This is a genomic window from Streptomyces sp. SID4985 (genome assembly GCF_009863025.1).
In the GTDB taxonomy this organism is placed as follows: Bacteria; Actinomycetota; Actinomycetes; order Streptomycetales; family Streptomycetaceae; genus Streptomyces.
The window spans coordinates 1-25,626 of the sequence record NZ_WWIR01000025.1; the positions used below are offsets into that span (position 1 = coordinate 1).

Annotated in this window: 28 protein-coding genes and 4 pseudogenes; 18 read left to right on the top strand and 14 right to left on the bottom strand. The window is 71.0% G+C overall.

Features of this window, described 5'->3' with window-relative positions; all coding sequences use genetic code 11:
* Together GTW40_RS00860 and GTW40_RS00865 are read left to right on the top strand one after the other, a co-directional pair.
* Positions 1-762: NAD(P)H-quinone oxidoreductase (locus GTW40_RS00860; RefSeq protein ID WP_161178209.1), on the top strand; the 762-nt coding region annotated here is incomplete at its 5' end.
* Between the two features lie 28 nt (positions 763-790).
* Entirely contained in the window at positions 791-1,951 is a 1,161-nt protein-coding gene (locus tag GTW40_RS00865) for an NAD-dependent formate dehydrogenase (protein WP_161178210.1), read from the top strand.
* A gap of 2 nt (positions 1,952-1,953) precedes the next feature.
* Here GTW40_RS00865 and GTW40_RS00870 read toward each other — a convergent pair whose 3' ends face one another.
* Both GTW40_RS00870 and GTW40_RS00875 read right to left on the bottom strand, forming a co-directional pair.
* Positions 1,954-2,652: a type 1 glutamine amidotransferase domain-containing protein gene (locus tag GTW40_RS00870; protein WP_237525260.1), complete on the bottom strand. Its 699-nt coding sequence runs from the start codon at positions 2,650-2,652 to the stop codon at positions 1,954-1,956.
* Positions 2,653-2,674: 22 nt separating this feature from the next.
* Positions 2,675-3,697 carry an LLM class flavin-dependent oxidoreductase gene (locus GTW40_RS00875; RefSeq protein ID WP_161178211.1) on the bottom strand — a complete coding sequence of 341 codons (1,023 nt, stop codon included), beginning with the start codon at positions 3,695-3,697 and terminating at the stop codon, positions 2,675-2,677.
* Positions 3,698-3,991: 294 nt separating this feature from the next.
* On the opposite strand from GTW40_RS00875, the gene GTW40_RS00880 reads away from it, so the two are divergent.
* The 3 genes from GTW40_RS00880 (at position 3,992) to GTW40_RS00890 (ending at position 6,167) form a co-directional block, all read left to right on the top strand.
* Complete coding sequence (locus GTW40_RS00880; protein WP_161178212.1) at positions 3,992-4,678, top strand: maleylpyruvate isomerase family mycothiol-dependent enzyme; 687 nt, start codon at positions 3,992-3,994, stop codon at positions 4,676-4,678.
* 113 nt (positions 4,679-4,791) lie between these two features.
* A complete protein-coding gene (locus GTW40_RS00885; protein WP_161178213.1) occupies positions 4,792-5,328 on the top strand; it encodes a hypothetical protein in 537 nt (178 codons plus the stop codon).
* A gap of 80 nt (positions 5,329-5,408) precedes the next feature.
* Positions 5,409-6,167, top strand: a complete 759-nt coding sequence (locus GTW40_RS00890; RefSeq protein WP_161178231.1) for a metalloregulator ArsR/SmtB family transcription factor — start codon at positions 5,409-5,411, stop codon at positions 6,165-6,167.
* Positions 6,168-6,186: 19 nt separating this feature from the next.
* On the opposite strand, the gene GTW40_RS00895 is transcribed toward GTW40_RS00890, so the two are convergent.
* The 3 genes and pseudogenes from GTW40_RS00895 to GTW40_RS00905 form a co-directional block, all read right to left on the bottom strand.
* Positions 6,187-6,405 (bottom strand): phosphatase PAP2 family protein, encoded by a 219-nt coding sequence (locus tag GTW40_RS00895; protein ID WP_161178214.1) that lies wholly within the window; start codon positions 6,403-6,405, stop codon positions 6,187-6,189.
* Positions 6,406-6,568: 163 nt separating this feature from the next.
* Positions 6,569-6,709, bottom strand: a pseudogene (locus tag GTW40_RS33495) (M48 family metalloprotease); the annotation flags it as partial.
* Positions 6,706-7,113 carry a BlaI/MecI/CopY family transcriptional regulator gene (locus GTW40_RS00905; protein WP_161178215.1) on the bottom strand — a complete coding sequence of 136 codons (408 nt, stop codon included), beginning with the start codon at positions 7,111-7,113 and terminating at the stop codon, positions 6,706-6,708. The pseudogene GTW40_RS33495 and the gene GTW40_RS00905, both read right to left, overlap by 4 nt.
* Positions 7,114-7,524: 411 nt before the next feature.
* Between GTW40_RS00905 and GTW40_RS00910 the strand changes: the two are divergent.
* A pseudogene (locus tag GTW40_RS00910) lies at positions 7,525-7,689 on the top strand (chloramphenicol phosphotransferase); the annotation flags it as partial.
* A gap of 50 nt (positions 7,690-7,739) precedes the next feature.
* Here GTW40_RS00910 and GTW40_RS33665 read toward each other — a convergent pair.
* Positions 7,740-7,949: pseudogene (locus GTW40_RS33665) on the bottom strand (IS630 family transposase); the annotation flags it as partial.
* A 76-nt stretch (positions 7,950-8,025) separates the two neighbouring features.
* On the opposite strand from GTW40_RS33665, the gene GTW40_RS00915 reads away from it, so the two are divergent.
* The 3 genes and pseudogenes from GTW40_RS00915 to GTW40_RS00920 form a co-directional block, all read left to right on the top strand.
* On the top strand, positions 8,026-8,601 hold the full coding sequence (locus GTW40_RS00915) for an MFS transporter (protein WP_237525261.1): 576 nt from the start codon (positions 8,026-8,028) through the stop codon (positions 8,599-8,601).
* A 51-nt stretch (positions 8,602-8,652) separates the two neighbouring features.
* Positions 8,653-8,844: a hypothetical protein gene (locus GTW40_RS32900; protein WP_237525262.1), complete on the top strand. Its 192-nt coding sequence runs from the start codon at positions 8,653-8,655 to the stop codon at positions 8,842-8,844.
* Positions 8,845-9,264: 420 nt separating this feature from the next.
* Positions 9,265-9,479 (top strand): annotated as a pseudogene (locus tag GTW40_RS00920) (IS110 family transposase); the annotation flags it as partial.
* Positions 9,480-9,513: 34 nt separating this feature from the next.
* Here GTW40_RS00920 and GTW40_RS00925 read toward each other — a convergent pair.
* Positions 9,514-9,801: a hypothetical protein gene (locus GTW40_RS00925; protein WP_161178216.1), complete on the bottom strand. Its 288-nt coding sequence runs from the start codon at positions 9,799-9,801 to the stop codon at positions 9,514-9,516.
* A 404-nt stretch (positions 9,802-10,205) separates the two neighbouring features.
* Between GTW40_RS00925 and GTW40_RS32905 the strand changes: the two genes are divergently transcribed.
* The 4 genes from GTW40_RS32905 (at position 10,206) to GTW40_RS00945 (ending at position 13,103) form a co-directional block, all read left to right on the top strand.
* Complete coding sequence (locus GTW40_RS32905) at positions 10,206-10,865, top strand: alpha/beta fold hydrolase (protein ID WP_237525263.1); 660 nt, start codon at positions 10,206-10,208, stop codon at positions 10,863-10,865.
* Positions 10,866-11,022: 157 nt separating this feature from the next.
* Positions 11,023-12,015, top strand: a complete 993-nt coding sequence (gene dhaK, locus GTW40_RS00935) for a dihydroxyacetone kinase subunit DhaK (protein WP_161178217.1) — start codon at positions 11,023-11,025, stop codon at positions 12,013-12,015.
* Positions 12,016-12,091: 76 nt separating this feature from the next.
* A complete protein-coding gene (gene dhaL / locus GTW40_RS00940) occupies positions 12,092-12,700 on the top strand; it encodes a dihydroxyacetone kinase subunit DhaL (protein WP_161178218.1) in 609 nt (202 codons plus the stop codon).
* Positions 12,693-13,103 (top strand): PTS fructose transporter subunit IIA, encoded by a 411-nt coding sequence (locus tag GTW40_RS00945; protein WP_161178219.1) that lies wholly within the window; start codon positions 12,693-12,695, stop codon positions 13,101-13,103. Before dhaL ends, GTW40_RS00945 begins: the two co-directional genes overlap by 8 nt.
* A gap of 162 nt (positions 13,104-13,265) precedes the next feature.
* Here GTW40_RS00945 and GTW40_RS00950 read toward each other — a convergent pair whose 3' ends face one another.
* Complete coding sequence (locus tag GTW40_RS00950) at positions 13,266-13,967, bottom strand: glycoside hydrolase family 75 protein (protein WP_161178220.1); 702 nt, start codon at positions 13,965-13,967, stop codon at positions 13,266-13,268.
* A 406-nt stretch (positions 13,968-14,373) separates the two neighbouring features.
* Between GTW40_RS00950 and GTW40_RS00955 the strand changes: the two genes are divergently transcribed.
* Entirely contained in the window at positions 14,374-15,324 is a 951-nt protein-coding gene (locus GTW40_RS00955; RefSeq protein ID WP_343245586.1) for a fibronectin type III domain-containing protein, read from the top strand.
* 191 nt (positions 15,325-15,515) lie between these two features.
* Positions 15,516-16,193, top strand: a complete 678-nt coding sequence (locus GTW40_RS00960) for a hypothetical protein (protein WP_161178222.1) — start codon at positions 15,516-15,518, stop codon at positions 16,191-16,193.
* Between the two features lie 8 nt (positions 16,194-16,201).
* Here GTW40_RS00960 and GTW40_RS00965 read toward each other — a convergent pair whose 3' ends face one another.
* Complete coding sequence (locus GTW40_RS00965) at positions 16,202-16,765, bottom strand: PadR family transcriptional regulator (protein ID WP_161178223.1); 564 nt, start codon at positions 16,763-16,765, stop codon at positions 16,202-16,204.
* A gap of 32 nt (positions 16,766-16,797) precedes the next feature.
* Positions 16,798-18,813, bottom strand: a complete 2,016-nt coding sequence (locus GTW40_RS00970) for an NADPH-dependent 2,4-dienoyl-CoA reductase (RefSeq protein WP_161178224.1) — start codon at positions 18,811-18,813, stop codon at positions 16,798-16,800.
* A gap of 151 nt (positions 18,814-18,964) precedes the next feature.
* Between GTW40_RS00970 and GTW40_RS00975 the strand changes: the two genes are divergently transcribed.
* A complete protein-coding gene (locus tag GTW40_RS00975; protein ID WP_161178225.1) occupies positions 18,965-19,357 on the top strand; it encodes a tautomerase family protein in 393 nt (130 codons plus the stop codon).
* A gap of 40 nt (positions 19,358-19,397) precedes the next feature.
* Here the strand turns inward: GTW40_RS00975 and GTW40_RS00980 are convergent, their stop codons facing one another.
* Positions 19,398-19,769: a hypothetical protein gene (locus tag GTW40_RS00980; protein ID WP_161178226.1), complete on the bottom strand. Its 372-nt coding sequence runs from the start codon at positions 19,767-19,769 to the stop codon at positions 19,398-19,400.
* A gap of 134 nt (positions 19,770-19,903) precedes the next feature.
* Positions 19,904-20,782 carry a hypothetical protein gene (locus tag GTW40_RS00985; protein ID WP_161178227.1) on the bottom strand — a complete coding sequence of 293 codons (879 nt, stop codon included), beginning with the start codon at positions 20,780-20,782 and terminating at the stop codon, positions 19,904-19,906.
* Positions 20,783-21,114: 332 nt separating this feature from the next.
* Between GTW40_RS00985 and GTW40_RS00990 the strand changes: the two genes are divergently transcribed.
* A complete protein-coding gene (locus GTW40_RS00990) occupies positions 21,115-23,193 on the top strand; it encodes a SpoIIE family protein phosphatase (RefSeq protein WP_161178228.1) in 2,079 nt (692 codons plus the stop codon).
* A gap of 46 nt (positions 23,194-23,239) precedes the next feature.
* Here the strand turns inward: GTW40_RS00990 and GTW40_RS00995 are convergent, their stop codons facing one another.
* Positions 23,240-24,316 (bottom strand): hypothetical protein, encoded by a 1,077-nt coding sequence (locus tag GTW40_RS00995; protein WP_202485191.1) that lies wholly within the window; start codon positions 24,314-24,316, stop codon positions 23,240-23,242.
* A 96-nt stretch (positions 24,317-24,412) separates the two neighbouring features.
* Between GTW40_RS00995 and GTW40_RS01000 the strand changes: the two genes are divergently transcribed.
* On the top strand, positions 24,413-24,853 hold the full coding sequence (locus tag GTW40_RS01000) for a MarR family winged helix-turn-helix transcriptional regulator (protein WP_161178229.1): 441 nt from the start codon (positions 24,413-24,415) through the stop codon (positions 24,851-24,853).
* Between the two features lie 59 nt (positions 24,854-24,912).
* Here the strand turns inward: GTW40_RS01000 and GTW40_RS01005 are convergent, their stop codons facing one another.
* Positions 24,913-25,623: a GNAT family N-acetyltransferase gene (locus tag GTW40_RS01005; RefSeq protein ID WP_161178233.1), complete on the bottom strand. Its 711-nt coding sequence runs from the start codon at positions 25,621-25,623 to the stop codon at positions 24,913-24,915.
* Positions 25,624-25,626: the final 3 nt, after the last annotated feature.

Sequence of the window (25,626 nt, forward strand, 5' to 3'; positions counted from 1 at the left end):
CCCGGCGTCTCCGGCTGGTCCGTCGGCGACGAGGTGTGCGCGCTGCTCACGGGTGGCGGGTACGCCGAGAAGGTCGCCGTTCCGGCAGGTCAGCTGCTGCCCGTGCCCAAGGGCGTCAGTCTGGTGGAGGCCGCGGGGCTGCCCGAGGTGGCGTGCACGGTGTGGTCGAACGTCTTCATGGTCGCCCATCTGCGGGCCGGTGAGGTGCTGCTGGTGCAGGGCGGGGCCGGTGGCATCGGGACGATGGCGATCCAGCTGGCCAGGGCCATCGGCGCCCGGGTCGCGGTGACGGCCGGGTCGAAGGCGAAGCTGGACTTCTGTGCCGAGCTGGGCGCCGACATCCTGATCAACTACCACGAGCAGGACTTCGTCACCGAGATCAAGCGGGCCACCGACGGCGCGGGCGCCGACGTCATCCTCGACAACATGGGCGGCGGTGACTACCTCGACCGCAATGTGCAGGCCCTCGCCGTCAACGGACGCCTCGCGATCATCGGCCTCCAGGGCGGCACCAAGGGTGAGCTGAACATCGCCGCCCTGCTGATGAAGGAGGGCGCCGTCACCGCGACCTCGCTGCGGTCGCGGCCGCTGAAGGAGAAGGCCGCCATCGTCGCGGGCGTACGCGAACACGTCTGGCCGCTGATCGCGGCGGGGAAGGTACGGCCCGTCATCGACCGCGAACTGCCCATGACCGACGCCGCCGAGGCGCACCGCGTGATGGACGAAAGCCACATCGGCAAGGTGCTGCTCACCTCACGCTAACCGCGTCAACACCGCGAAAGGTCTGCTGATGTCGACGATTCTGTGTGTGCTCTATCCCGACCCGCAGTCCGGATATCCGCCGGTCTACGCCCGGGACGAGATCCCGGAGGTCCCCTGGTATGTGAACGGTCGGCAGGCTCCCGCCCCCGAGGGCCCGCTCGGGTTCACACCGGGTGAACTCGTCGGGTGCGTCTCGGGTGAACTCGGACTGCGTAGCTACCTGGAGAAGCTCGGTCACACATTCATCGTGACGAGCGACAAGGACGGCGAGCAGTCCGAGTTCGAGAAATATCTGCCCGAGGCCGATGTCGTCATCTCGCAGCCGTTCTGGCCGGCGTATCTCACGAAGGAGCGCATCGCCAAGGCGTCGAAGCTGAAGCTGGCGCTCACGGCGGGGATCGGCTCCGATCACGTCGATCTGAAGGCCGCCGCGGAGGCGCATGTGACCGTCGCCGAGGTCACGGGCTCGAACAGCATCAGCGTGGCCGAGCACACGGTCATGATGATCCTGGCCCAGGTCCGCAACTACCTTCCGGCGCACACCATTTCGGCCGGTGGCGTGTGGAACATCGCGGACTGCGTGGAGCGCGGCTACGACGTCCAGGGGATGAAGTACGGCGCGGTCGGGGCCGGTCGGATCGGGCGTGCCGTACTGGAGCGGCTGAAGCCCTTCGGTCTGGAGCTGCACTACCACCAGCGCCACCCGCTCGACCCGCAGATCGAGCGGGAGTTGGGACTCACCTACCATCCCGATCTGGAGTCGATGATCCGCGACATCGACATCGTGAGCCTGCAACTGCCGCTGTACCCCTCGACGGAGAACATGCTGGACGCGGAGATGTTCGGCAAGATGAAGCGCGGGACGTACGTCATCAACTGCGGGCGCGCGAGGCTTGTGGACCGGGACGCCGTCGTACAGGCTCTCAAGTCCGGCCGGATCGCGGGCTATGCGGGGGATGTCTGGTATCCCGAGCCCGCGCCGCTCGAACACCCCTGGCGCACCATGCAGTTCAATGGCATGACGCCCCACATCTCCGGAACGACCCTGTCCGCGCAGGCACGTTATGCCGCGGGCACCCTCGACATCCTGCAGTGCTATTTCGAGGGGCGCCCGATGTGCGAGGAGTACCTCATCGTCGACGGGGGAAACCTCGCGGGCGCGGGCGCCCAGTCGTACGAACTGGGTTGATTTCAGCGGCTGTTGAGCACAGAGATGACCTTCTCGGCCAGCGGCCCGGCGGAGGCCGGGTTCTGCCCGGAGAGCAGGTTGCCGTCGACGATGACGTGCGGGTCCCACGCCTTGACGTCCTCGACCGTGCCGCCGCGCGCCGTGATCATGTTCTGCAGCAGCCAGGGGGCGTGTCCCGCGGTGCCGTTGAGTCTCTCCTCCTCGTTGCTGAACGCGGCCATGGTGCGGCCCTCGAAGAGCCAGCGGCCACCGGGCAGGTTCGCCGACAGCAGCCCGGCGGGGCCGTGACAGACCGGTGCGATGATCTTCTTGACGGCTTCGGCCTCCTGGAGGATCCGGCCGAGATCGGGGTCGTACGCGAGGTCTTCCATCGGGGAGTGACCACCGGGGATGAAGATCGCGTCGTACAGGTCCACGTCGACCTCGGACAACGGCAGCGGGCTCGCCAGTTCCGCGGTGTGGTCCTTGATGTACGCGGCGTACTCGGGCGCCTTGGGCCCGGCGACCTCGGGCTTGAGACTCACCGGGTCGGGCACGGGCTTGCCGCCGTCGGGGGCGGAGATGTCCACGGTGAACCCCGCCTCGCTCAGGACGCGGTGCGGCACCACGAACTCCTCGGCCCAGTAACCGCACGGGTGCTTGTCGCCGTTGTCGAGCGTCCAGTAGTCGACGCCCGACAGCACCATCAGGATCCTTGCCATGATCGCCCCTCGCTTCCTCGACTCACTCGGCGTGGCTGTCCAGACCCCACGCCTCGGCGAGCAGCGCGAAGGAACGCGACCGGTGCGCGGGGTCGTGCGTATAAGTGGTGATGATCAGTTCGTCCACCTCCAGGTCCGCGACGATCGCCGCCAGTTCGGCGACGACCGTCTCCGGGGACCCGACCGCGCGCACCTGCTGGAAGTCGTCCACGAAGTGCGCGACCTCGTGGCTGAGCACGGCCGCCAGGTCCTCGACCGGAGGCGGCAGCGGGCCGCGCCGGCCGGTGTAGATGCCCGCGGCCATCTGCTGGGCGGTGGTGAACAGGAAACGCGCCTCGTCGTCGGTCGGCGCCACGAGCACGTTGACGCCCGCCATGGCGTACGGCCGCTTGATCTCGGCGGTGCTGAACTCCGTCGAGAAGCGTGAGCGGTACAGCGTCAGCGCCTGGTGCCGCAGCTGGGGCGCGAAGTGCGAGGCGAAGGCGTATGGCAGGCCCAGGTAGGCGGCGACGGCGGCGCCGTCGAGGCTCGACCCGAGCATCCAGAGCGGCACCTCGGTGCCCCGGCCGGGCAGCGCCTTCACCGATCCCGGTGCGGTGTCGCGGGAGCCGAGGTAGCGGTGCAGTTCGACGACGTCCTCGACGAACGTGTCGGTGGCGGCGGCACCCCGGCGCAGCGCGGCGGCCGTGGTCGGGTCGGTTCCGGGGGCGCGGCCGAGTCCGAGGTCGATGCGGTCGCCGTACATCTCGGCGAGCGTGCCGTAGTACTCCGCCACCATCAGGGGGCTGTGGTTGGGCAGCATCACGCCGCCGGAGCCGAGTCGGATGCGCTCGGTGTGCTCGGCGGCCCGGCCGATGAGCAGCGCGGTCGCCGAGGAGGCGAACGTGACGACGTTGTGGTGCTCGGCGTACCAGTACCGGTGATATCCGAGCGAGTCGGCGAGCCGCGCCAGCTCCACGGACTGGTTGAGCGCGGTGGTCGTGTCGGTGCCGGAGGCGACGGGCACGAGGTCGAGGATCGACAGCGGAACGCGCGAGGTTGTCATACCGGCTCGGTCCTCCGTGGCTGTTTCGATTCACGCCCTGCGGACAGACCACGGACAGCGCTCGATCGGAATGCCCGTGCTCGGATTCGGCACCACAATCATCCGGAGGGAGTGCCTCCACAGCGAAGGTGTCACACGCCGGACCGGCGCGCAAACAGAGTCCGCGGCGGGCGCGGAGCGTGGCCGGGGTGGGCAGTCGTGTGCGGGGAGGTGCGGAGTCCCCAGGTCCTGGGGATCGGGGCCGTGCGGGAACCGTCCCCGTCCCGCGCGGGCGGTGGGCTGTACGTTGACCCCGTGGACTACCTGGTTGAACTTCGACGTGAACTGGACGCGTTCGGCGCCGCGTTGGACGGTGATGTGTCGGCTCCGGTCGAGCACTGCGGCGACTGGCGCCTGGTGGATCTGGCCGCGCACATGGGCGCGGGGAACCTCTGGGTCGTCACGGCGGTGCGGGAGGGGCACGGCCGTGGCTACGACGAGGGTGCCGCACCGCGCGACCGGGCCGCCCTCAAGGACTGGTACGCCGGGACGGCGGAGGCGCTCGTGGAGGCGCTGTCGGTCGATCCCTCGACCGGGGCGTGGACGTTCTCGCCGCCGCGCACGGTCGGGTTCTGGCGTCGGCGCCGCGCCCAGGAGACGCTGATGCACCGGTGGGACGCCGAGCACGCGCTCGGTGCGGCGACACCGATGGACCCGGCGCTCGCCGCCGACGGCGTCGCCGAGGTCTTCGACACCATGGCGCCCCGCATGGTCGCCAAGGGGGGCGCCGCCCGTCCCGGGCAGGCCGTACGGATCACCGCCACCGACTCCGGCCGCCACTGGACCTACGGACCCGGTGAGCCGGTCGCGGAGGTCTCGGGCACCGCCGAGGACCTGCTGCTGATGCTGTGGGGGCGCACGCCCCGGGACACCGGATCGGTGACCTGGGCCGGGGACCGTACGGCGGGGCTGGAGGTGCTGGCCGGGCCGCTGGTCCCCTGACGGGGTGCACTCCATGTGGTCGAGCATCGGCATTCGCCGGACCCTCCTCTTCTGGGCGGACTACCGTACGGGCAGGCCGTTTTGCCCGCTGCGTTCCATTGAGGAGCAGTCCTGTGTCATCACCCTGTGACCCGAAGTACGCGCCCGTCGGCGATGTGGGCGCGGCGCTCATGATGATCGACTCCCGGCTCCAGGCCATCTACGACGACAGGACCGAGACCGACGCCGAACAACAGGAGATGGTCGGCCAGTTCGCCGCATCCCTGGGCCCCTCGGGAGTCGACGCCCTGCTGGACGGCGTCTGCACCCTGATCTACATGTACATGCGCTGGCTGCGCTCGGCCTGCGAGGACCACGACGAGGACGTCATCGAGTACGTGGTGCCCACGTTCGTGGGCACGATGGCCATGATGCCCAAGACCTTCCGCCCGGAAGTCATCCCCACCATGGCGGGCCTGGTCATCGCCGCCGGCAACGGCCTGAGCCCGAACCTGTGGCGCGCGCAGTACGGGCGCTGGACCGACGCCGAGATGAATCCCCTGGAAGCGACGGCCGTCCTGCTCGCGGAGCGCATCAACCGGATCACCGACGACCGCAACTTCGCCACCCGCTTGATCACCGAGGCGCTGACCAAGTCGGACCACGACTGACGGGGAGTGCCACCCGGCGGCGCGCAGCCCGCTTTGACATGCAGGCATTTACCTGCATTATTGAAGGTGTGAGCAGCGAGATGGATCGGGTCTTCAAGGCCCTGGCCGATCCGACCAGGCGGTTCCTGCTGGACAAGCTGCGCGAGAACAACGGCCGGACGCTGGGCGAGCTGTGCGAGAGCGTGCAGATGGCCCGGCAGTCACTGACCCAGCACCTCGGGGTGCTGGAGGCCGCCCACCTCGTCAGCACGGTCCGCAGGGGCCGCGAGAAGTTGCACTACCTCAACCCCGTACCGCTCCACGAGATCCAGGAGCGGTGGATCAGCGCCTTCGACCAGCCACGGCTGGACGCGCTGAGCGCACTGAAACAGAAAGCAGAGGCCGCCATGAGCGCCGAGAACGAGCCGCGCCCCGAGTTCGTCCACACCACCTACATCGCCGCCACCCCGGAGAAGGTCTGGGAGTACCTCATGGACCCCGAGGCGACGGCGGCGTACTGGTTCCACCACAACGTCTCCGACTGGCAGCCCGGCTCCCCCTGGGCGCACCGCCGCCTGGACGAGTCCGGCATCGACGACGTCGTCGGCACCGTGGTCGAGATCGACGCGCCGCGCCGCCTGGTACTGACCTGGGCCGGCCCCGACGAGGAGCGCCCCCACGGGCCGTCCCGGGTGACCTTCGAGCTCAAGCCGTACGGCGACACCGTCCAGCTCACGGTCACGCACGTCAACCTGCGCGACGAGCAGGAACTGCGCCAGATCTCGGGCGGCTGGAGCTTCGTCCTGTCCAACCTCAAGACGTACGCCGAGACGGGCAAGGCCATGTCGATCCCGGCCTGACCTGATCAACCTGACCTGATCAACCGGTGCCATCCGCGCGCACCCTGCAGACACCTGCTGTGATCAGAGCGGCCGACGACGTCCACACCGCGGCGAGCGACCAGCCGCCGACCACATCAGTGGCCCAGTGGACGCCCAGCCACACCCGGCTCACCCCCACCGCGACGGCCCACGCGACGGTCAGCCCCATCCACAGCCGGTACGCGGGCGGGCGACGGACGAGGAGTCCCGCGGCCATCGCCGAGGTGGTGGTGTGGCCGAAGGGGAACGATCCGCGCGATGGCCGCGGCCGCCAGCCGCCGGTCGCCGACGACAGCGGCGGCCCCCTCGTCGACCCACCGCTCCAGGTGGAAGGCCAGCGACGCGCGCAGCCCCCGGAGGGCGGGGTGGATCACGGTGGCGAGATCGGTCACCGCCGACAGCAGGTGATGGCGTCCGGCCAGATGGGCCCGCTCATGGGCGAGCAGCACCTCGCGCTCGCCCGCCTTCAGCGCCCGCACCATCCCGGAGGTCACCGCGACGAGGACCAGTACGCAGGTCACTCAGGGTCGTCCTCGGGGTTGTCCTCGTCCTCGGCTTCGGTGTCGAGCAGCAGACGGCGCAGCGTCGCCTCGTCGCCCTCGGACAGACCGGACACGAACCGCTTCAGCACCAGGTCACGCCTGGGCTCGCTCTCCAGCTCGCGGCGCATACGGTCGGCGACCAGCCCTGCCGCGTCCTCCACCGGCTCGTACGCGAAACCGCGTCCCGCGGGGGTACGGCGCAGCGTGCCCTTCTCGTAGAGGCGGATCAGGGTGGTGGCCATCGTCGTCCTGGCCAGCCCCTGGCCGAGCGCGGCATTGACCTCGTGCGCGGTCATCGGCCTCCCGGCCTCCCACAGCACCGCCAGCACATCCGCGACCAGCGCGCCGTGCGCACGCCGCTCGCCCCCACGCTTGTCCGACATTCTCTCCCGTCCTCCCACACCCCAGGGTGCCGCGACGAGCCCGGCGGGGGCTTGCGGCCCCCCACCGGCGACTACGTACATGCAGACGAACTGCGCAGATGGTTCTGAGGTGTGGCCAATCTACTGCCCTCGGAATCGGGCGTGCCGTGTGCGGCCTGCCGTCCACCTCGGGATCGGGTGGCCGGACCGTGCCACGGGGGTCCGGACAGGCCCGTCGCCAACCGACCCGGGCCACCCGAGGCATCGTGCCCGCCATCGCCAGACGCAGCACCCTGCACGGCACCTACGCTGGGTCCAGGAGAGGACTTTCGCTGCACCGGCAGCTAGCGCTTTGCGCTGCCGTCGGTAGTGCTCCGACCGGGAAGGTTCATCAGGTTGTGGCAGGCGGTGCAGCGTTCGCGGAAATCCGTTTCGAGCGTTGCCGCAGGCCGTGAGGTCGCACGAGGTGATCGGGTCATCGGCATGGCGGCCTCCCCGGCGGATGTGGTCCACCGGGGCATGGTCTACGCCCTGGAGGTGGACACCACGCATGCCGAGTCGATGGAGTGTGCACGGGCCATCGCGCATGTCAGCTGATCGGCGTCCGGCTGTGTGCCTCTGTGACCGCCGCGCCAGGACGGTCGGGCCGCTGTGGCCAGGGGGCGTCCTACCCGGCGGATGCCCTTCTCCCCGCGGATCCGGGTGCGTTCGCGGCGTTGGGCTGCCAGCACGTCGGGGTGACGGGCGTTGGTGTTGCGCCAGCGGAGGTATCGGTGCAGCTCGCGGGTATGGACGGTGTGGTTGGGGTGGTGGGAGTTGGCGAGGGTGAACTGCCTCAGTGGCCCGAAGCGCGCCTCGGGCCACTCGACCCGGCTCGGAGACCGCAGCCTCCCATGATCATCGACGCCTCACGCTCAAGGGGAAGCCCGCAGCATGACCGGCACCAAGGATGCCCTCGGCAGATCCGCCGCGGTCGACGATGCGGCACGAAGCGTCACGCGCCCGTTCTACGTATACGCCGTCCTCGCCAACACACTGTTCCAGCGCGGCGTATTCGTCCTCTTCCTCCAGCAACGAGGCTTCTCCGCCGGGCAAGTGGCCCTGCTTCAGACGCTGCTCCACCTGGTCAGCGGACTCGCGGAGTTGCCGACGGGAGTCATCGCCGACCGGATCGGCAGGCGTGCCGGCATCGTGATCGGCCAGGTGCTGGTGGCCGGATGTCTGCTCGGCCAGGTGGCGTTCTCCAACTACTGGGTTTTCCTGGCGCTGTTCATCGGGCAGGGCGTGGGCATGGCATGTATGTCCGGTTCGGACACCGCCCTGCTGTACGACCCGCTCGTGCGTCGTGGTGCAACGGCCGACTACGTCAGGTCAAGTCCCGGTTCACCACGCTCGGGACGGTCACCTCGGGAGTCGCCATCGCCCTCGGCGGCCAACTGCGGCAACTTTCCTGGGGGTTCGTCTACGGCGGTTCGGCGGCCTGCCTCGTCCTGGCCGTGGTGGTGCTGATGTCACGGGTGCCCGAGATCCGCGGCGCGGACGCGGTGGATGATCACATTCGTGCAGTCGGCACTCATCGGCATCGGCTACCTCGTCCTCGGCACGCTCATGGACGGGCTGGGCTCCAGCGTGGGCATGGCCACCTACGCCGCGGTCCCCCTGCTGGCATGTCTCCTGTGGCTCCCGGTGCTCTTCCGGCGATCACGGGTGACCACCGAGATCGAGAAGCCCGCCGACCAAAAGGCATCCTGAAACAGACCATCTCGGGCAACGCCCCTGCCCGACGTCGGTGCACTCCGCGGAGCAGAACGCGCCGACGGGCCGATACTTCAGGCAACAGGGCTGTCCCTTCTCCTGAGCAGGGTCCCGAACGGTGTTGTCCTGGGCGGGCTTCGCTGTGCAACGGCCCCGCCGGGCGCATCAGCCCCCGTCATGCGCAAGAGGGCCGCTGGCCTCCGAGCCCGGCATGACTGTGTCCTCCTGTCGGAGACATGACCTGGGGGCATGTCACCGGGCCCGGAAGGTGCCGTCGGAGACGCTGATGAGAGGTCCGGCCACCGTCCGGTCCGGTGCGATGCCGGACAGCTCCCGGGCGGCAGGTCTGCATAACGTGGATGCGCGCGTACGACACCCGCGAAGTTCGGCACCGTACTCGTCATCGTCGACCAGCCCGCCTCCTACGCCGGACTCGCCCCACGACCAAGTCGTCGGGGACCTCAACCCATGGCGAACACGCGCCGCGAGGCAGAGACAGACGCACCTACTACGACCGGTGCCGGGCCCGCGGAAAGACCCACACGCAAGCTCTTCTCCGCCTCGCCCGCCACCGCATCAGCGTCCTCTTCGCAATGCTCCGCAACGACCCCTACGAACCCCGTGTCCCCAAGCGACGGCTGCATGAAGCAGGCCACAGGCCCGTCGTCAACGCCTTGTCTCGTCTGTCCACGCCAAGATCTCCGTGGCACCCCGCCGGACAGCTTCTTCCGGGTCCTGGGCCAACTGCCCGCAGGCCGCTGCGACGTCAGGCACACCGTCCGGTCCCACGAGTGCGTCATGCACCCCGGTTTGCAGCCAGTCAGCCTGGTTACCGTCGGCCTCGGCGACCGCAAGAGCGATGAGCTTCACTGCGGCCACCGTCCCCACCTGGGCCAGAGCCTCTGCCGTCTGTCGAGTCACTGCCGTGTCCTCGACGTCCAGCAGCAGCCCCACCAGCACTTCCGCAGCCTCAGGAACATCAGCGCAGGAAGCAAGGTCACGCCCAGCACGAACACGTCGCATCCAGGAGGGGGACGACGCCTCAGCGAAGACCGCCTCCCACCCACTCATCATCTCTGGCACGACCAGACAGTCTCACGCCCCGTGAAGAAGATCGAACCTCGTGCCGACCGCTTGACGAAGAACATAGAGGCACCCCCGTCTCCGGGCCATCGGGAACGTGTTCGATCCACGGGCCAGGCGATCACGGCGGCCGGGACGGGAGCGACCTGTGCCGCCGTGCTCGACCACGAGTTGGTCGAGGCGGTCACCGAGCGGGCTCTCCGCGCCCACCCCAGCGAGAACCACGGATCGGAGCTACCCTCACTGGCCTGACACCGACCTGAGAGGTGGGTGTATTGACCGCCGTGGTGCTCGTGCACGGCCTGTATCACTGCCCCGAGCACTTCGCCGTGGTGGCGGAACGCTTGCGGACCGCGGGAACCGAGGTTGTCGTTCCTGAGCTCCACCGGGGCTCGCTGCCAGCGGACACAGCGGCGGTGCAGGCTGCCGTCGACTCGCTGAAGGAACCTCCGGTGGTACTCGGTCACTCCCATGGCGGGTCGGTGATCACCGGGGTGCGCGGCGCGGGACACCTGGTCTGCCTGGCGGCCTTCGTGTCGGATGGCGGCGAGAGCGCGGCAGGCCTGGGCGGGGCGTTGCCTCAGCTCCAGGAGGCGATCAGCAGGGAGTACGACGGTTCGACTCTGCACGCGGAGACGCAAGCCTCCGCGTCAAAGTCGCCCGTATGGCCGCCATGGGCGTCAGCAGCCCACAACGTCGATTTCGCTGCGCAGGCACGTCAGCGGCCAGAGTCCGCGCACGCGAGGGTGCCTGCAAGCCGAGCACGTACGCGGCTACGCGGCGATGCTTGGCGTAGCTCTCACGACCCACAGGACCGATACCCGGAGGTAATCACAGCGACCTTCCGCACTCCACGTGACCTTCGCCGCCACAAGGTCGATACTGCCCACAGTAGGGCTGCGACCGCAGCTGAACCGACATCGACCGGCTCCTGATGACCCGTCAGCAAAGTCGGCGTCCAGGCGGCATCAGTACCGCCGGAACCCGTTCCCGACCACCACGGACCGCCACGATCGAAAAGCGCGCAAACCTGGCCTGACCAGCAAGAACGCTGCCCTGAGGGCCATCAGCCAGCCTCACCAGGAGATACCGATGAAGATGTTGATCAACGTCCCGGAGACCGTGGTGGCGGATGCGCTGCGGGGTATGGCGGCCGCGTATCCGGATCTGACGGTGGACGTGGAGAACCGGATCGTCGTGCGGCGGGACGCGCCTGTCGACGGGCAGGTGGGGCTGGTGTCGGGCGGGGGGTCGGGGCACGAGCCGTTGCACGGGGGGTTCGTCGGGCCGGGAATGCTGTCCGCGGCGTGTCCGGGTGAGGTGTTCACCTCGCCGGTGCCGGATCAGATGGCCCGGGCTGCGGCGGCCGTGGACAGTGGGGCCGGGGTGTTGTTCATCGTGAAGAACTACACCGGTGACGTGCTGAACTTCGACATGGCGGCCGAGCTGGCCGAGGACGAGGGCATTCAGATCGGCAAGGTGCTGGTCAACGACGACGTGGCGGTGACCGACAGCCTGTACACCGCCGGGCGGCGCGGTACCGGCGCGACGCTGTTCGTCGAGAAGATCGCCGGGGCCGCGGCGGCCGAGGGGCAGCCGCTGGAGCGGGTGGAGGCGATCGGGCGCAAGGTGAACGAGAACGCGCGCAGTTTCGGTGTCGCGCTGAGCGCCGTCACCACCCCGGCCAAGGGCTCTCCGACCTTCGATCTGCCGCCCGGCGAGCTGGAGTTGGGCATCGGCATCCACGGCGAGCCGGGCCGCGAGCGGCGTCCGATGATGACCTCCGGCGAGATCGCGGACTTCGCGGTGAACGCCATCCTGGAGGACATGCCGCCGCGCAGCCCCGTACTGCTCCTGGTCAACGGCATGGGCGGCACCCCCCTGCTGGAGCTGTTCGGCTTCAACGCCGAGGTGCAGCGGGTGCTCTCGGAGCGGGGCGTCGCGGTGGCCCGTACCCTCGTCGGCAACTACGTCACCTCCCTCGACATGGCGGGCGCCTCCGTGACCCTCTGCCAGGCCGACGAGGAGCTGCTGCGGCTGTGGGACGCGCCGGTGAAGACCCCGGCCCTGCGGTGGGGGATGTGACCGGCGCAGCCGCGCGTCCCCCACTCGCACCCGCACACCTGGTGTCCCGACCGTCCCGCCCGTCCAAGGAGGCCCAGTGCTCGACGCCGATTTCTTCCGCCGCTGGATGACGGCGGCCGCCTCGTCCATCGACCGGGAGGCGAGCCGGCTCACCGCTCTCGACTCGGCCATCGGTGACGCCGACCACGGCAGCAACATGCAGCGCGGCTTCGCGGCCGTGGTCACCGTCCTGGAGAAGGAGGCGCCGGACACCCCGGGCGGGGTGCTGACGCTGGCCGGGCGTCGGCTGATATCCACGGTCGGCGGCGCCTCCGGACCGCTCTACGGCACGCTGCTGCGCCGGGCGGGCAAGGCGCTCGGCGACGCCGACGAGGTGAGCGAGGAGCAGCTGGCCGAGGCGCTGCGGGCCGGGGTGGAAGGAGTGCGGACCCTCGGCGGCGCGGCGCCCGGCGACAAGACCATGATCGACGCCCTCGTCCCGGCCGTGGACGCGCTCGGCGACGGTTTCGCGGCCGCGCGGTCGGCCGCCGAGGAAGGCGCGGTGGCCACCACGCCCCTGCTCGCCCGCAAGGGGCGGGCCAGTTATCTGGGCGAGCGCAGCATCGGTCACCAGGACCCGGGCGCCACGTCGTCGGCCCTGCTGATCGCGGCGCTCGCGGAGACGGCGGAGGCGTCCGGTGAGTGACAACAGTCTGGTCGGGATCGTGCTGGTGTCGCACAGCGCCGGGGTCGCGGAGTCGGTGGCCGAGCTGGCGAAGGGGCTCGCGGGCGGGGCCGAGTCGGTGCCCGTCGCGGCGGCGGGCGGCACCGAGGACGGCGGTCTCGGGACGAGCGCCGAGCTGATCGGCGCCGCTGCCGCCGCCGTGGACCAGGGCGCCGGGGTCGCCGTCCTCACCGACCTCGGCAGCGCCGTCCTCACCGTGAAGGCACTCCTCGCGGAGGGCGACGAACTCCCCGAGAACACCCGCCTGGTGGACGCCCCGTTCCTGGAGGGCGCGGTGGCCGCCGTGGTGACGGCGGCGACGGGCGCGGACCTGGCAGGGGTGGCGGCTGCGGCCGAGGAGGCGTACGGCTACCGGAAGGTGTGAGAGCCCCCGCGCACGGCGACGGCCGGTACGGCAGTCCCGCGCGGGCCGTACGGCAGCCACGGCCGCGGCCGCTACGGCACCCCTCCCGCGAACCGAGCCGCCACCGCCACCGCACCGCACCGCACCGCACCGAGCCGTCACGACCTGCCCCGCCCTGCCCCCTCAGCCCGCGTGCCGGACAAGCCGCCGGGCCAGCCGTTCACCGAGGACCACCGCCGCCCCGTGGTCCTCGATGGGCCACGCCCGCGCGTGCTCGAAGACGATGTAGGTGACGCCCGAAGGGGCGCCGCCGTAGCGGGGGTTGGGGTCGATGCCGAGGGCGCGGGCGGTGGCGTAGGACGCCTCGCCGATGACGTCGCGGGGGCCGGTGTCGCCGACGACGGCGTACGTGAGCCGGTTCCGGTACAGCACGGCGGCGACGGAGCCGCCGCGGATGCCGTGGGCGCGGTGGTTCCAGCGGGGTCCTGCGGGCGGGACGACGATGTACGGCAGTTTCTCGGCGTTGAGCATCCGGCCGTCGGACTGCTGGAAGGCGGTGGTCGCGGCGAAGGTGGGGTCGGTACGGCGGTTGCAGTGGGCGGTGGGCCGTCCGTCGCAGTCGATGTCCAGGTCCGCCTTCCAGTGGACCGCGCCGCGCGTGCCGCAGATCCGGACCCGGGCCGGGGTTCCGGCGTCCTGGCGGTACCGGCCGCGCGAGATCTGGTCGCATCCGCGGACCGCGCGCCGCAGTTGGGCGGCGCTCGGTCCGCCCTCCTCATGGAACACGACACGCTTCGGGTACGGCAGGGATGCGGCGGCGGGATACGCGGTCGGGGCAAGAAGGGCAACGCCTGTGGCGGCCAGCGTCAGCGTCCGGACACGCACTCTGTGGACCCTTTCGTGGGGGACATTCCGGCCCACCATGCACAACGGGGGTGCGGACCGGCGTGCTCGGCCGCCCGCTTGGGGCCGGATGGAGCAGCGTCCTGACACTCGGCCGGAGACCGGCGGGGGCCGGGGTCCGAGCCTTCCTCGGCTCGCCCCGGCCGCCCGCGTCGGCGCGGCTCCGGCGACGACAGCGTGTCCGCGCCCCAGTGAACTCCACCCGTTTCCGGGGGAGTTCAGCCACAGGGTGTCCTCAGCATACGTAACTCCCCATGCGCTCACCACCGCACCCCCTTGCCGTGAACCGCCCCGACGGGCATATTGGTCCGGACCTTTGCCGTGACGCCGTCCCCCGGGAGGCAGCACCGTGCGATGTGTTTCTCTCCGGCTTCTCCGCCCTCTCCTGATCAGCGCGGCACTGACGCTGACCGTCTCCTGCGGCCGGGCGGCCGGTGGTGACGGCGACGACGGCCGGGCACCGGGTGCCCCTATGGGCGTCACAGCCATGGCGGGAAGCGCCACCAGCGTGCACGTGATGTGGAACGCCTTCGCGGAGCGGACCGGCACCCACACCTACGAGGTATATCGCGGCACCACAAAGGTCGTGGAAGTGCCGGGTTCGCAGCACATGGTGGACGTCACCAGGCTCAAGCCGTCCACCCTGTATGTCTTCACCGTGCGGGCGCGGGACGCCGAGGGCCGGGTCGGTCCGCCGAGCCGCGCGGTCCGGGCGCGGACGCCCGCCGCGGTGGCCGCCGACCGCTCGGCGCCGACCCGGCCGGGGCACATGGCGGGGCGGCCGGTGGGCAGCAAGGCGGTCCGGCTGTCCTGGGCGGCTGCGCGGGACGACCGGGGTGTGCGGTCCTACGTCGTCTTCCAGGGCGGCACCGAGATCCACACGGTGGACGGCACCCTGACCGCGACCGTGGTCACGGGGCTGCGGCCGGGCACCCGGTACACGTTCACCGTCCGGGCCCGGGACGCGGCGGGCAACCTCTCGCCCGCGGGCACCCCGGTCCGGCTGGCCACTCCGGGCACCGACGACGGCCGGGGCACCGCGCCGACGGACTTCACCGCCGGGACCCACCGGTCCGGCGACGCGTACTACATCGACCTGGCCTGGAACCCGCCGCGCGTCGACGGGGTGATCACCGAGTACGACATATGGCTCGACGGCACATCGGCCACGTCCCTGGTGTGGGGCGGCGAGCCGCCGCGCGGCCGGGCACGCTACAGCTTCTACGCCGGGCAGGAGGCGGGGACCGGGCACCGGGTACGGCTGCGGGCGAGGCTGCCGGACGGCACCTGGGGCGGGCTGTCGGCGGAGCGGACGGTGACGACCGGCGCGAAGGGCTGATCCTCCGGGAGAACGGGAGAAGGTGCCCGCGTGGAACTCCCGCACCGGACGGCCCAGTCCGTCACCTGTGCGGGCGCGCTGCGGGTGCGGCGCGGTCGGGGGCCGCGTTTGCTGCCGTTGAGGCAGCACGGACGTTTCCGATCTCGGCGGCGCACGGGACGTACCGCCGACCCCGCCGCCGGAGGCCAGCCATGCGCAATCCTCGACCCCTGTTCCGTACCGGCCTGTCCCTGGCGGGCGCCGCCGCACTGCCGGTCCTGTTCGCCGGGCCGTCCGCCGCCGTCTCCGGCATCTCCGTGAGCGCCAACGGCTCCATAGTCTCGGTGTCCACCAGCGCCTGCGCCACCCAGACCAAGGGGAGTTGGGGCAACGCCTCGCTGCTCTTCGGCGGTCAGTCGAGTTTCGAACAGGGGGTGCGGTCGGCGCTGTCGGGCACGGCCGGCAGCCAGTCCGCGGCCTGGTCGGGGGTGGGCCCGGGGACGTACACGGTGATGGTGATCTGCGCCAACGGCATCAGCGCGGGCACCCGGACCATCACCGTGGGGGCGGCCTCCGCGCCGACGATCTCCGCGACCTCCAGACCCCCGGCGACACCGTCCCGCAGCGCGGCGGCGCCTTCGCGGAGTACGGCGACTCCCTCCCGCGGTGCCGTGGCACCTTCCCGCACCACGGCAACTCCCTCGCGCGGTACGGCGACCGCGTCTCGTGCCGCTGTGCTGCCCTCCCGTGGAGTGGCGGGCGGACTCGGCGGTGCCGTGAGCGACTACGGCCCGGTCACCCTGGGCATCGGGGCGGGCCTGGCGGGATCGGGGATCATCGCGGCGGCCTGGTTCCTGCGCCGCCCGAAGCCGCGTCGGCGGTACTACTGACGCCAGGCTCAGCCCGGCGTGCCGTCCGAGGGTTCCCCGGACAACGCCGCGACCTCCTCCAGCGCCCCCATGAGCCACCCCGTCCAGAAGGTCTCCAGGTCGATCCCCGCGCGCAGCACCAGATGCCGGAGCCGATCCTCGGGGGTGTCGCGGCCGGGCGGGAAATCGCGCCGCTCGATCTCCTCGTACTCCGCCAACTGCCGCCTGTGCAGCTCCAGATGGCGGCGCAGGTCGGCTTCGAGGCCCGCCGTGCCGACGACCGCCGCCGCCCGGAGCCGCAGCAACAGCGTGTCCCGCAGGGGCTTGGGGTCCTGGGCGGCGGCGGTCCAGCGGGCCAGTTCCGCGCGGCCCGCGGGCAGGACCTCGTAGCTCTTCTTCTGCCCACGGGCCGGCTGCTCGGACGGCAGCGCGCGGATGAACCCCTCGGACTCCAGTCTGCCCAGCTCACGGTAGATCTGCTGATGCGTCGCGGACCAGAAGTAGCCGATCGACTTGTCGAAGCGGCGGGTCAGTTCCAGGCCGGACGACGGCTTCTCCAGCAGAGCGGTGAGGATGGCGTGCGGGAGTGACATGGGGCTCATCCTAGGGAGACGGCCGGTGGCCCCTACAGGCTCGCCGCCAGTTCGGTGCCCTGCTTGATGGCGCGCTTGGCGTCGAGTTCGGCCGCGACGTCGGCGCCGCCGATGAGGTGGGCGTTGCGCCCGGCGGCGATCAGCGTGTCGTAGAGGTCGCGGCGCGGTTCCTGGCCGGTGCACAGCACCACCGTGTCCACCTCCAGGACCGTGCTCTCGCCGTCGACGGTGATGTGGAGTCCGGCGTCGTCGATGCGGTCGTAGCGCACGCCGGGGACCATGGTGACGCCCCGGTGCTTCAGCTCCGTGCGGTGGATCCAGCCGGTGGTCTTGCCGAGCCCGGCGCCGACCTTGCTGGTCTTGCGCTGGAGGAGGTGGACGGTGCGCGGGGGCGCGGGGCGGCTCGGGGCGGTGAGGCCGCCGGGGGCGGCGTAGTCGGTGTCGACGCCCCAGTGTTGGAAGTACGTCGCGGGGTCCTCGCTCGCCTTGTGGCCGCCGTCGGTGAGGAACTCGGCGACGTCGAAGCCGATGCCGCCCGCGCCGAGCACGGCCACGCGGTCGCCGACGGGGGCGCCGTCGCGCAGCACGTCGAGGTAGCCGAGGACGGTCGGGTGGTCGGCACCGGGGATGTCGGGGGTGCGCGGGGTGACGCCGGTGGCGACCACGATCTCGTCGTGGTCGCCGAGGTCGTCGGCGGTGACGCGGGTGTTCAGGCGTACGTCGACGCCGTGGGCGGCGAGCTGGTGGCGGAAGTAGCGCAGGGTCTCGTCGAACTCCTGCTTGCCGGGGACCTTGCGGGCGACGTTGAGCTGGCCGCCGATCTCGCTCGCGGCGTCGAACAGGGTGACGGCGTGGCCGCGTTCGGCGGCGGTGACGGCGCAGGCGAGCCCGGCCGGACCGGCGCCGACGACGGCGACGCGCTTGCGCAGCCGGGTCGGGGAGAGCACGAGTTCGGTCTCGTGGCAGGCGCGCGGGTTGACCAGACAGGAGGTGATCTTGCCGCTGAACGTGTGGTCCAGGCATGCCTGGTTGCAGCCGATGCAGGTGTTGATGGCCTCCGGGGTGCCCGCGGCGGCCTTGGCGACGAAGTCGGGGTCGGCGAGCATCGGGCGGGCCACGGAGACCATGTCGGCGACGCCGTCCGCGAGCAACTGCTCGGCGAGATCGGGGGTGTTGATGCGGTTGGTGGTCACCAGCGGGACGGACACCTCGCCCATGAGCTTCTTGGTGACCCAGGTGTAGGCGCCGCGCGGCACGGAGGTGGCGATGGTGGGGATGCGGGCCTCGTGCCAGCCGATGCCGGTGTTGATGATGCTCGCCCCGGCGGCCTCGACGGCCTTGGCCAGCGTGACGACCTCGGGCAGCGTGGAGCCGCCGGGGACCAGGTCCAGCATGGAGAGCCGGTAGACGATGACGAAGTCCTCGCCGACAGCCTCGCGGACGCGGCGCACGATCTCGACGGGGAACCGCATCCGGTTCTCGTACGAGCCGCCCCAGCGGTCGGTGCGGTGGTTGGTGCCGGAGGCGATGAACTCGTTGATCAGGTAGCCCTCGGAGCCCATGATCTCGACACCGTCGTATCCGGCGTGCCGGGCGAGGCGGGCGGCGCGGACGTAGTCCTCGATGGTCCGCTCGACGTCCGCGTCGGTGAGTTCGCGCGGCACGAAGGGGCTGATCGGGGCCTGGAGGGGGCTCGGGGCGACCAGGTCACGGTGGTAGGCGTAGCGGCCGAAGTGCAGGATCTGCATCGCGATCCTGCCGCCCTCGCGGTGCACGGCGTCGGTGACGACCCGGTGCTGATCGGCCTCCGCCTCGGTGGTGAGCCTGGCGCCGCCCTCGTACGGGCGTCCCTCGTCGTTCGGCGCGATGCCGCCGGTGACGATGAGGCCCACTCCCCCGCGCGCACGGGCCGCGTAGAACTCGGCCATCCGCTCGAACCCGCGCTCGGCCTCTTCGAGGCCCACGTGCATGGAGCCCATGAGCACGCGGTTGGGCAGTGTGGTGAATCCCAGGTCGAGCGGGGACATCAGGTGCGGGTAACGACTCATCGGGCCCTCCGTGCGTAACGCGGTCGACCTTTGTTGTAGAGCAACCTCCGGGGTTTGTGCAACTAGTTGCACAAAGAGCGACCCTCTCTGTAACTACTAGTATGTACACTCATCCCACAAGATGATCGCGGCATCAACGGAAGGAACTCCCATGCCCTTCGTCCGCATCGACACGCTCGGCGTCGACCCCGGCCGCCTGGACGCGCTCGGCCGCGCCGTACAGGAGGCACTGGTCGAGACGCTCGGCGTACCGCCCGACGACCGCTTCCAGGTGCTCACCGGCCACGACGGCACGCACGGCACCCTGCGCTACGACGACTTCCTGGGCATCCACCGGGACGAGGGGATCGTCTTCGTGGCGATCACGATGCGCTCGGGGCGGACCCCGGACCAGAAGCGCGCCCTCTATCGGCGGATCGCCGAGCTGGCGGAGGCGTACGCGGGGACCGAGCCCCGTAACGTCCTCGTCACCCTGACCGAGAACGAGCCCGTGGACTGGTCGTTCGGGAACGGCGAGGCGCAGTTCGCCCCGGCCGGTACGTGAACCGGCCGGGGCGTACGGAGAACGGGTACCTCGGTCCGCGTCAGCGGCTCTCCAGGCGCAGATGGAGTTCGCGCTCCTGGTCGCCGGAGGCGGTGCCGGTCTCCTCGACGATGAAGATGTCGTCGAGGGCGTGGCGGAACCGGTCCACCGCCCAGTAGCCGCCCTGCACGTCCGCGAGGACGGACGAGTCGAGCCGGACGGGCTCACAGCCCTCGCGGGCCTCGGTGACGACATAGGTGCCGAGCCACACCATCGGACGGGTCTCGTGGAGTTGCTGCGGGACCTCGTCCGCGTCCCGGTCGGAGGCGAAGCAGGCGCTCAGTACGTCGAAGACCACCCGGGCGTCCTCCTTGGAGCATCCGCTGATCTCCACCGAGACGCTTTCCGGGTGCGACGGCTCCGGATTGCTCATGACCGCTCCTTTCCCTGGCCGTGCCGCCGGACGGGTACCCCGAGGGGCGCTCGCCACGCACGAGGAGCGGAGCGACAAAAAGGGGCGCCACGGCCCACCTCGTCAAGAGGAGGCCGTGGCGCCCCGTACGGCCGTCAGCCGCGCGTGAACTTGTACGTCTTGCTGTCCGTCAGCACGCAGAACCCGGGCGACATCACGATCACCCGCAGGGTGCCGGTGCGGCGGTCGTAGTCGATGCCCTCGGCCTCGAAGTTCCCGGAGCAGGAGCTGCGCAGGGGCAGCTGGCGCAGGGCCGTGACGTGTCCGGAGACGTTGCCGTTGCCGTTCGGCTGCGCCGACAGGTCGATCTGGAGCAGCGGCTTGGTCATGCCGAACAGCGAGCCCTCCGGGTCGTCGGAGGAGCAGAGCAGCGTGGTCGGGCCGGAGAAGTCGCAGCCCTGCACGTCGCGCACCGGGTGGTCCAGCTGGACGGTGGAGGCGAGCGGCAGGTCGGCCGAGGGCGAGGTGGAGGCGTTGATGCCGGGGGTGGGGAAGACCAGGAGGCGGTTCATCGTGCCCCACTCCCCCGAGAGCATCCACTGGCCGTCGGGCGAGACGGCGTCCCAGGAGTTGTTGATGGCCTCGCCGGGAGCCAGCGTGTGGACGTACTCCGACCAGGCGCCGCCGGGTGCTTGCACCCGGTACATCTTGGAGTTGCCGGAGTCCCGCTGGTAGGGCTCGATGTAGTAGCCGTTGTACGAGGCGTCCGGGTCGCCGACGTGGTTCCAGCCCCGGGTCGACAGACCCACCGGGATGGTGCCGATGCCGGTGTAGTGGTTGGGGCTGTTCGCCGGGACCTCGACGGAGGTCAGCCCCTGGCTCTCGGTCAGCGGTTCGGCGCGGTCGGAGCCGGTCTCGGTCCAGGTGTCCGCCGCCGAGGCGGGGGTGGCGCCGAGGGACATGACGGCGGCGGTGGCGAGGGTGACAAGGCCGGTGGCTAACGCTTGACAGCGCAGCCGGGCGGGCGCGGGCATGGGCCGACTCCTTGAAGAAAAAAAGGGGGGTGGGACATTCGGTCGGCGGACAGTCTGGCCCGGCCGCACGGGCATGTACATACCAATCCGGGAACGTGGTGTGAACAACGGGGTGTGACATGCGTCGCCACGGGAGACGATCGCGGTCCCGCGTGTCACGGACACGGTCCCGCGCGTCACGGACGCGGTGGTGCCGACGTTCGCGCGGCCCCGGGTTGAGAGATGGTGGAGTCAGACGGCCACGGCGGCGGAGAGTCGATGTGCACGGTGGAGCAAGGGGAGCCGGTCCCGGTGACGGCGTGCCGGGCGGACGGGCGAAGGCGGTGCGTGGGATGAGTACGGCCGGGACCGGCGCGAGGGACGGCGGCGAGTCCGAGCGGGGTCCGGAGCGCCCCGGCGGGCTCCTCGACGTGCTCGGGGTGGCGTCGGTGGTCCTGGACACCACCGGGCGGATCGTGCTGTGGAGCCCGCAGGCCGAGGAACTGTTCGGCTACGCGGCACACGAGGCACTGGGCCAGTACGCGGCCCGCCTGATGGTGCACGAACGCCATCTGGAGCTGGTCAAGGAGCTGTTCGCCACGGTGATGAGCACCGGGCAGAGCTGGGCCGGCGGCTTCCCGATCCGCCACAAGGACGGCAGCACGCGGCTGGTGGAGTTCCGCAACATGCGGCTCCTCGACGACCGGGGCGATGTGTACGCGCTGGGGCTGGCCGCCGATCAGTCGACCGTGCGGCGGCTCGAACAGGACGTGGCGCTGTCCGAGCGGATGGTGCACCAGGCGCCGATCGGGCTCGCCGTGCTCGACACGGGACTGCGGTTCGTGTCGGTCAACCCGGCGCTGGAACGGCTCAGCGGGCTCACGGCCGATCGCCACGAGGGGCGTACGCCACGCGAGGTGCTGCCGCTGCTGGACGCCGAGACCCTGGAGGAGACGGCGCGCGGGGTGCTCGGCACGGGCGAACCGGTGATCGACCTCGGCGTCGTCGGCCGCACCCCGGCCGATCCGGACGCGGACCACACCTGGGCCCTGTCGCTGTACCGCCTGGAGGACTCCAGCGGCAACGTCCTCGGCGTGGCCCTCTCCCTGGACGACATCACCGAGCAGCATCGCGCGTTCGTGCAGGTGGAGGCGGCGCGGCGCAGGCTGGCTGTGATCGCGGACGCGACCTCCCGGATCGGTACGACGCTGGAGCTGGAGCGCACGGCCTGCGAGCTGGCGGAGGTCGCGGTGCCGGTGCTGGCCGACGTGGCCGCCGTCGACCTGCTGGACGCGGTGCTCGACGGGCGCCGCAGCACGCTCACCCCCACCCAGACGGCCGTGATCCGGGCCCTCGCGGTGCGCCCGGAGAACGGCGGTGACGCGGTACGGGCCGCCGACACACCCGGCGACATCGCCCGGTACGCGCCGGACCGGCTGGTCACCGAGTGTGTCCGTACCGGCGAGGTGGTGCTGGTGCGGCACGTGACGGACAAGGACCTGCCGCGCATCGCCCGTTCGGCCGAGGGAGCCGAACTGCTGAGGCGCGCGGGCCTGAACTCCTACCTCGCGGTGCCGCTGATCGCCCGGGGCGAGGTGCTGGGCGCGCTGGATCTGAAGCGCACGGGCAATCCGGTGCCGTTCGACGAGGACGACGTGCTGCTGGCCCGGGAGCTGGCGGCGCGCGCGGCCGTGCAGATCGACAACGCCCGCTGGTACCAGAACGCCCGCAACACCGCGCTCGCCCTCCAGCGCAGCCTGCTTCCCAGTAGTCCGCCGGAGACGACCGGTCTGGAGGTGGCCTCGCGCTACCAGCCGGCGGGCGCGGCCGGAGAGGTCGGCGGCGACTGGTTCGACGTCATCCCGGTGGCGGGCGGCAAGACCGCGCTGGTGGTCGGCGACGTGATGGGCAGCGGCATCAACGCCGCCGCCGCCATGGGCCTGCTGCGCACCGCCACGATCACGCTCGCCTCGCTCGACCTGGACCCGGCGGCCCTGCTGGAACGCCTGGACAAGGCCACATCCGCGCTGGACGACTCCATCGCCACCTGCGTGTACGCCGTCTACGACCCGAAGCTGCGCCAGTGCCGGATCGCCTCCGCGGGACATCTGCCACCGGTGCGGGTACGGCCCGGCCACCCGCCGGAACTGCTCCGCCTGCCCACGGGGGTGCCGCTCGGCGTCGGCGACGTGGGCTTCTCCGCCGTGACGGTCTCCTTCGAGCCGGGGGACGAACTGGTCCTCTACACCGACGGCCTGGTGGAGACCCGCTGCCACTCCCTGGACGAGCGGCTCGACCTGCTGCTCTCCCTGCTGGACACCCCGGGCCGCCCCCTGGAGGAGGTCTGCGACCTCCTCCTCGACCGGCTGTACGACGCCGAGAACCACGACGATGTGGCGGTGCTGATCGCCCGGGCGGCGGAGCTGCCGTAAGGGGATTGCGGGAGACGGGAGTTGGTGTGCTCGGGACGGGGGTGGCTCAGACGGCCACCGTCTCCTCGGTCTCTTCCTCGGCGTCCTGCTCTGCCTCCCGGTCGGCCTTCTCGGCGACGGGAGCGGTACGAGGCTCGGCGGCCGGGGTCAGGGCGGCGCGGGAGCGTTCCCAGGCGGCGGCGAGCGCGGTGACGACGATGCCGACGGCGAACCACGCCACGAGGGTCCACACGTCGCGGCCGATGCCGTCGTCGCCGAAGTAGAGCAGCGAGCGGACACCCTCGACGAACCCGGCGCCGTTCCAGAAGGCGTGCAGGGAGCCGAAGAAGCCGTTCTGCAGCTCGGGCCGGAAGAGCCCGCCGGAGCTGGTGAAGTTCAGCATCACGAACAGGACCATCATGGTCAGCGTGGTCCAGCGTTTGAGGAAGGTGTGCAGGCCGACACCGATGAGCAGGATGCCCGCCGAGTAGAGCCAGGCCATGCCCCACACCGCGCCGAGTGCGTGGTGGGCGAGGTGGAAGACCGGTCCGGCGAGCAGGGCGCCGATGCCCGCGACCGCGGCGGACACCCCGACCGCGAGCAGCGCGCGCACCCGCATCGGCAGCGCGGCACCGGCGGCGCCGATGGCGGCGACCGAGGCGTAGGAGCCGATGCTGACCGCGATCAGCAGGAAGAACAGGCCCTGGCCGGTGGGGTCGTCGTGGACGGGCGGGGCCACGTCGGTGACCTTGAGCGGGGCGCCCTCATGGGCGGCGACCGGCGTGAAGACCTTTTCCACAGCGGTGGCACCCATGTCGGAGGCAGCGCTCGCCACCAGGAGCTCGGGGGTATGTGCGCCGGGCACATAGGCGCCGGTGACATGCCGGGACTTCAGCAGGGCGACGGCGGTGGCGCGGTCGGGAACGGTACGCACATCGAGCTTGTCCCCGGCGGCGTCCTTGACGGTCTGGGCGAACACGGCGGTGCGCGGTCCCGTACCGACCACGGCGACCGGCATGTGGTGCGGCTCCGGGGTGACGAACGCACCCATATAGGCCAGCCCCATGCCTATGCACATCAGCAGGGGGGTGAGCAGATGCGTGAGCACATGGCGCAGGGCCGGTGACATCACCGGGGACTTCATCGGGTACGACCTCCGACAGTTGGCTTATACAACCTTCGATTCAAGTTGTACTATACAACCAGACGGCGGTGAAGGCGTTCGGTGGAGGTGGACCCCATGACGGCGGCGGAGACTGCGGTGGAAACGATCCAGCGCGAGATGACGGCGTTCGCCCGTCGCGCCAGGGCTTCGGCGGGCCGTATGCACCCCGAGCTGTCCCTCGTGTCGTACACCCTGCTCGGGCATCTGGAGGAGCGCGACGGCTGCCGGGCGACCGACCTGGCCGCCCACTACGCCCTCGACAAGTCGACGGTGAGCCGCCAGGTCGCGGCGCTGGAGCGGGCCGGGCTGATCGAGCGGCGGCACGATCCCGAGGACCACCGGGTGCAGGTGCTGCATCTGACCGACGCGGGCCGGGAGATCCTGGCCCAGGTCACGAGCAGCCGCCGCACCGCGTTCCGGGAACGGCTCGCGGACTGGCCGGAGGAGGATCTGGTCCGCTTCGCGGCCTATCTGGAGCGGTACAACGCCGGGACGGCGGGGACCGGGACCGACTGACGGCGGCCCCGGCGGGGGCGGACGGATCTACGACTGCCGCCGGCCGCGCACCCGGACCGCTATGCCACCGGTACCGCCCGGTGCTCGGGCGCGCGGGCGGCGCCGAACGTGGTGTGCAGGCGCAGCCGGAAGCCCAGGGACTCGTAGAGCCGGATGGCGGTCGCGTTCGCGGCGCCGGTGTGCAGGAAGGGCGTCTCGCCGCGTTCGCGGATGCCGTGCGCCACGGCGAGGATCAGGCGGGTGGCCAGGCCCTCGCCCCGGTACGCCGGGTCGGTGCAGACCGCGCTGATCTCGGTCCAGCCCGGCGGGTGCAGCCGCTCCCCTGCCATGGCGATCAGCCTGCCGTCGCGGCGGATGCCCAGGTAGGTGCCGAGTTCGACGGTGCGGGGCAGGAAGGGACCGGGGCGGGTGCGCTCGACGAGGTCCAGCATCTCGGGCACGTCGGCCGGGCCGAGCCGTACCGCCTCGGGTTCGGGCGTGGTGACGAGCCCGTCGTCCACCAGCTGGACGCCCTCGATCCGGAAGGTGACCTCCCAGCCTTCCGGCACCTGCCCCCGGAAACCGAGCAGCGGTACCTCCACGCCGGGCCCGCTCAGGGCGGCGGCGTCGGCCCAGTCCCGCGCGTCGGGCTCGTCGGGCAGCGCGAGCCACGGGGTGACGTCCGCCGGGTAGCGCAGGACCCGGCCGCGCCGCTCGGCGAAGTGGGCGTGCGGACCGGTCAGGGCGGCGAGGGCGGGGTTGTCGAGGACGCGGGGGTCGCTGCCGGGCAGCGG

Bases quoted from the DNA above. Each gene is read 5' to 3' on its own strand.
- GTW40_RS00915 (WP_237525261.1), top strand. From the start codon at position 8,026: ATGACCGGCACCAAGGATGCCCTCGGCAGATCCGCCGCGGTCGACGAT.
- GTW40_RS00985 (WP_161178227.1), bottom strand. From the start codon at position 20,782: ATGCCCGCGCCCGCCCGGCTGCGCTGTCAAGCGTTAGCCACCGGCCTT.
- dhaK (WP_161178217.1), top strand. From the start codon at position 11,023: ATGAAGATGTTGATCAACGTCCCGGAGACCGTGGTGGCGGATGCGCTG.
- GTW40_RS00995 (WP_202485191.1), bottom strand. From the start codon at position 24,316: ATGAAGTCCCCGGTGATGTCACCGGCCCTGCGCCATGTGCTCACGCAT.
- GTW40_RS00905 (WP_161178215.1), bottom strand. From the start codon at position 7,113: ATGTCGGACAAGCGTGGGGGCGAGCGGCGTGCGCACGGCGCGCTGGTC.
- GTW40_RS01000 (WP_161178229.1), top strand. From the start codon at position 24,413: ATGACGGCGGCGGAGACTGCGGTGGAAACGATCCAGCGCGAGATGACG.
- GTW40_RS00865 (WP_161178210.1), top strand. From the start codon at position 791: ATGTCGACGATTCTGTGTGTGCTCTATCCCGACCCGCAGTCCGGATAT.
- GTW40_RS00980 (WP_161178226.1), bottom strand. From the start codon at position 19,769: ATGAGCAATCCGGAGCCGTCGCACCCGGAAAGCGTCTCGGTGGAGATC.
- GTW40_RS00895 (WP_161178214.1), bottom strand. From the start codon at position 6,405: ATGGCCGCGGGACTCCTCGTCCGTCGCCCGCCCGCGTACCGGCTGTGG.
- GTW40_RS00960 (WP_161178222.1), top strand. From the start codon at position 15,516: ATGCGCAATCCTCGACCCCTGTTCCGTACCGGCCTGTCCCTGGCGGGC.
- GTW40_RS00990 (WP_161178228.1), top strand. From the start codon at position 21,115: ATGAGTACGGCCGGGACCGGCGCGAGGGACGGCGGCGAGTCCGAGCGG.
- GTW40_RS00870 (WP_237525260.1), bottom strand. From the start codon at position 2,652: ATGGCAAGGATCCTGATGGTGCTGTCGGGCGTCGACTACTGGACGCTC.
- GTW40_RS00875 (WP_161178211.1), bottom strand. From the start codon at position 3,697: ATGACAACCTCGCGCGTTCCGCTGTCGATCCTCGACCTCGTGCCCGTC.
- GTW40_RS00965 (WP_161178223.1), bottom strand. From the start codon at position 16,765: ATGTCACTCCCGCACGCCATCCTCACCGCTCTGCTGGAGAAGCCGTCG.
- GTW40_RS00975 (WP_161178225.1), top strand. From the start codon at position 18,965: ATGCCCTTCGTCCGCATCGACACGCTCGGCGTCGACCCCGGCCGCCTG.
- GTW40_RS00970 (WP_161178224.1), bottom strand. From the start codon at position 18,813: ATGAGTCGTTACCCGCACCTGATGTCCCCGCTCGACCTGGGATTCACC.
- GTW40_RS00890 (WP_161178231.1), top strand. From the start codon at position 5,409: ATGGATCGGGTCTTCAAGGCCCTGGCCGATCCGACCAGGCGGTTCCTG.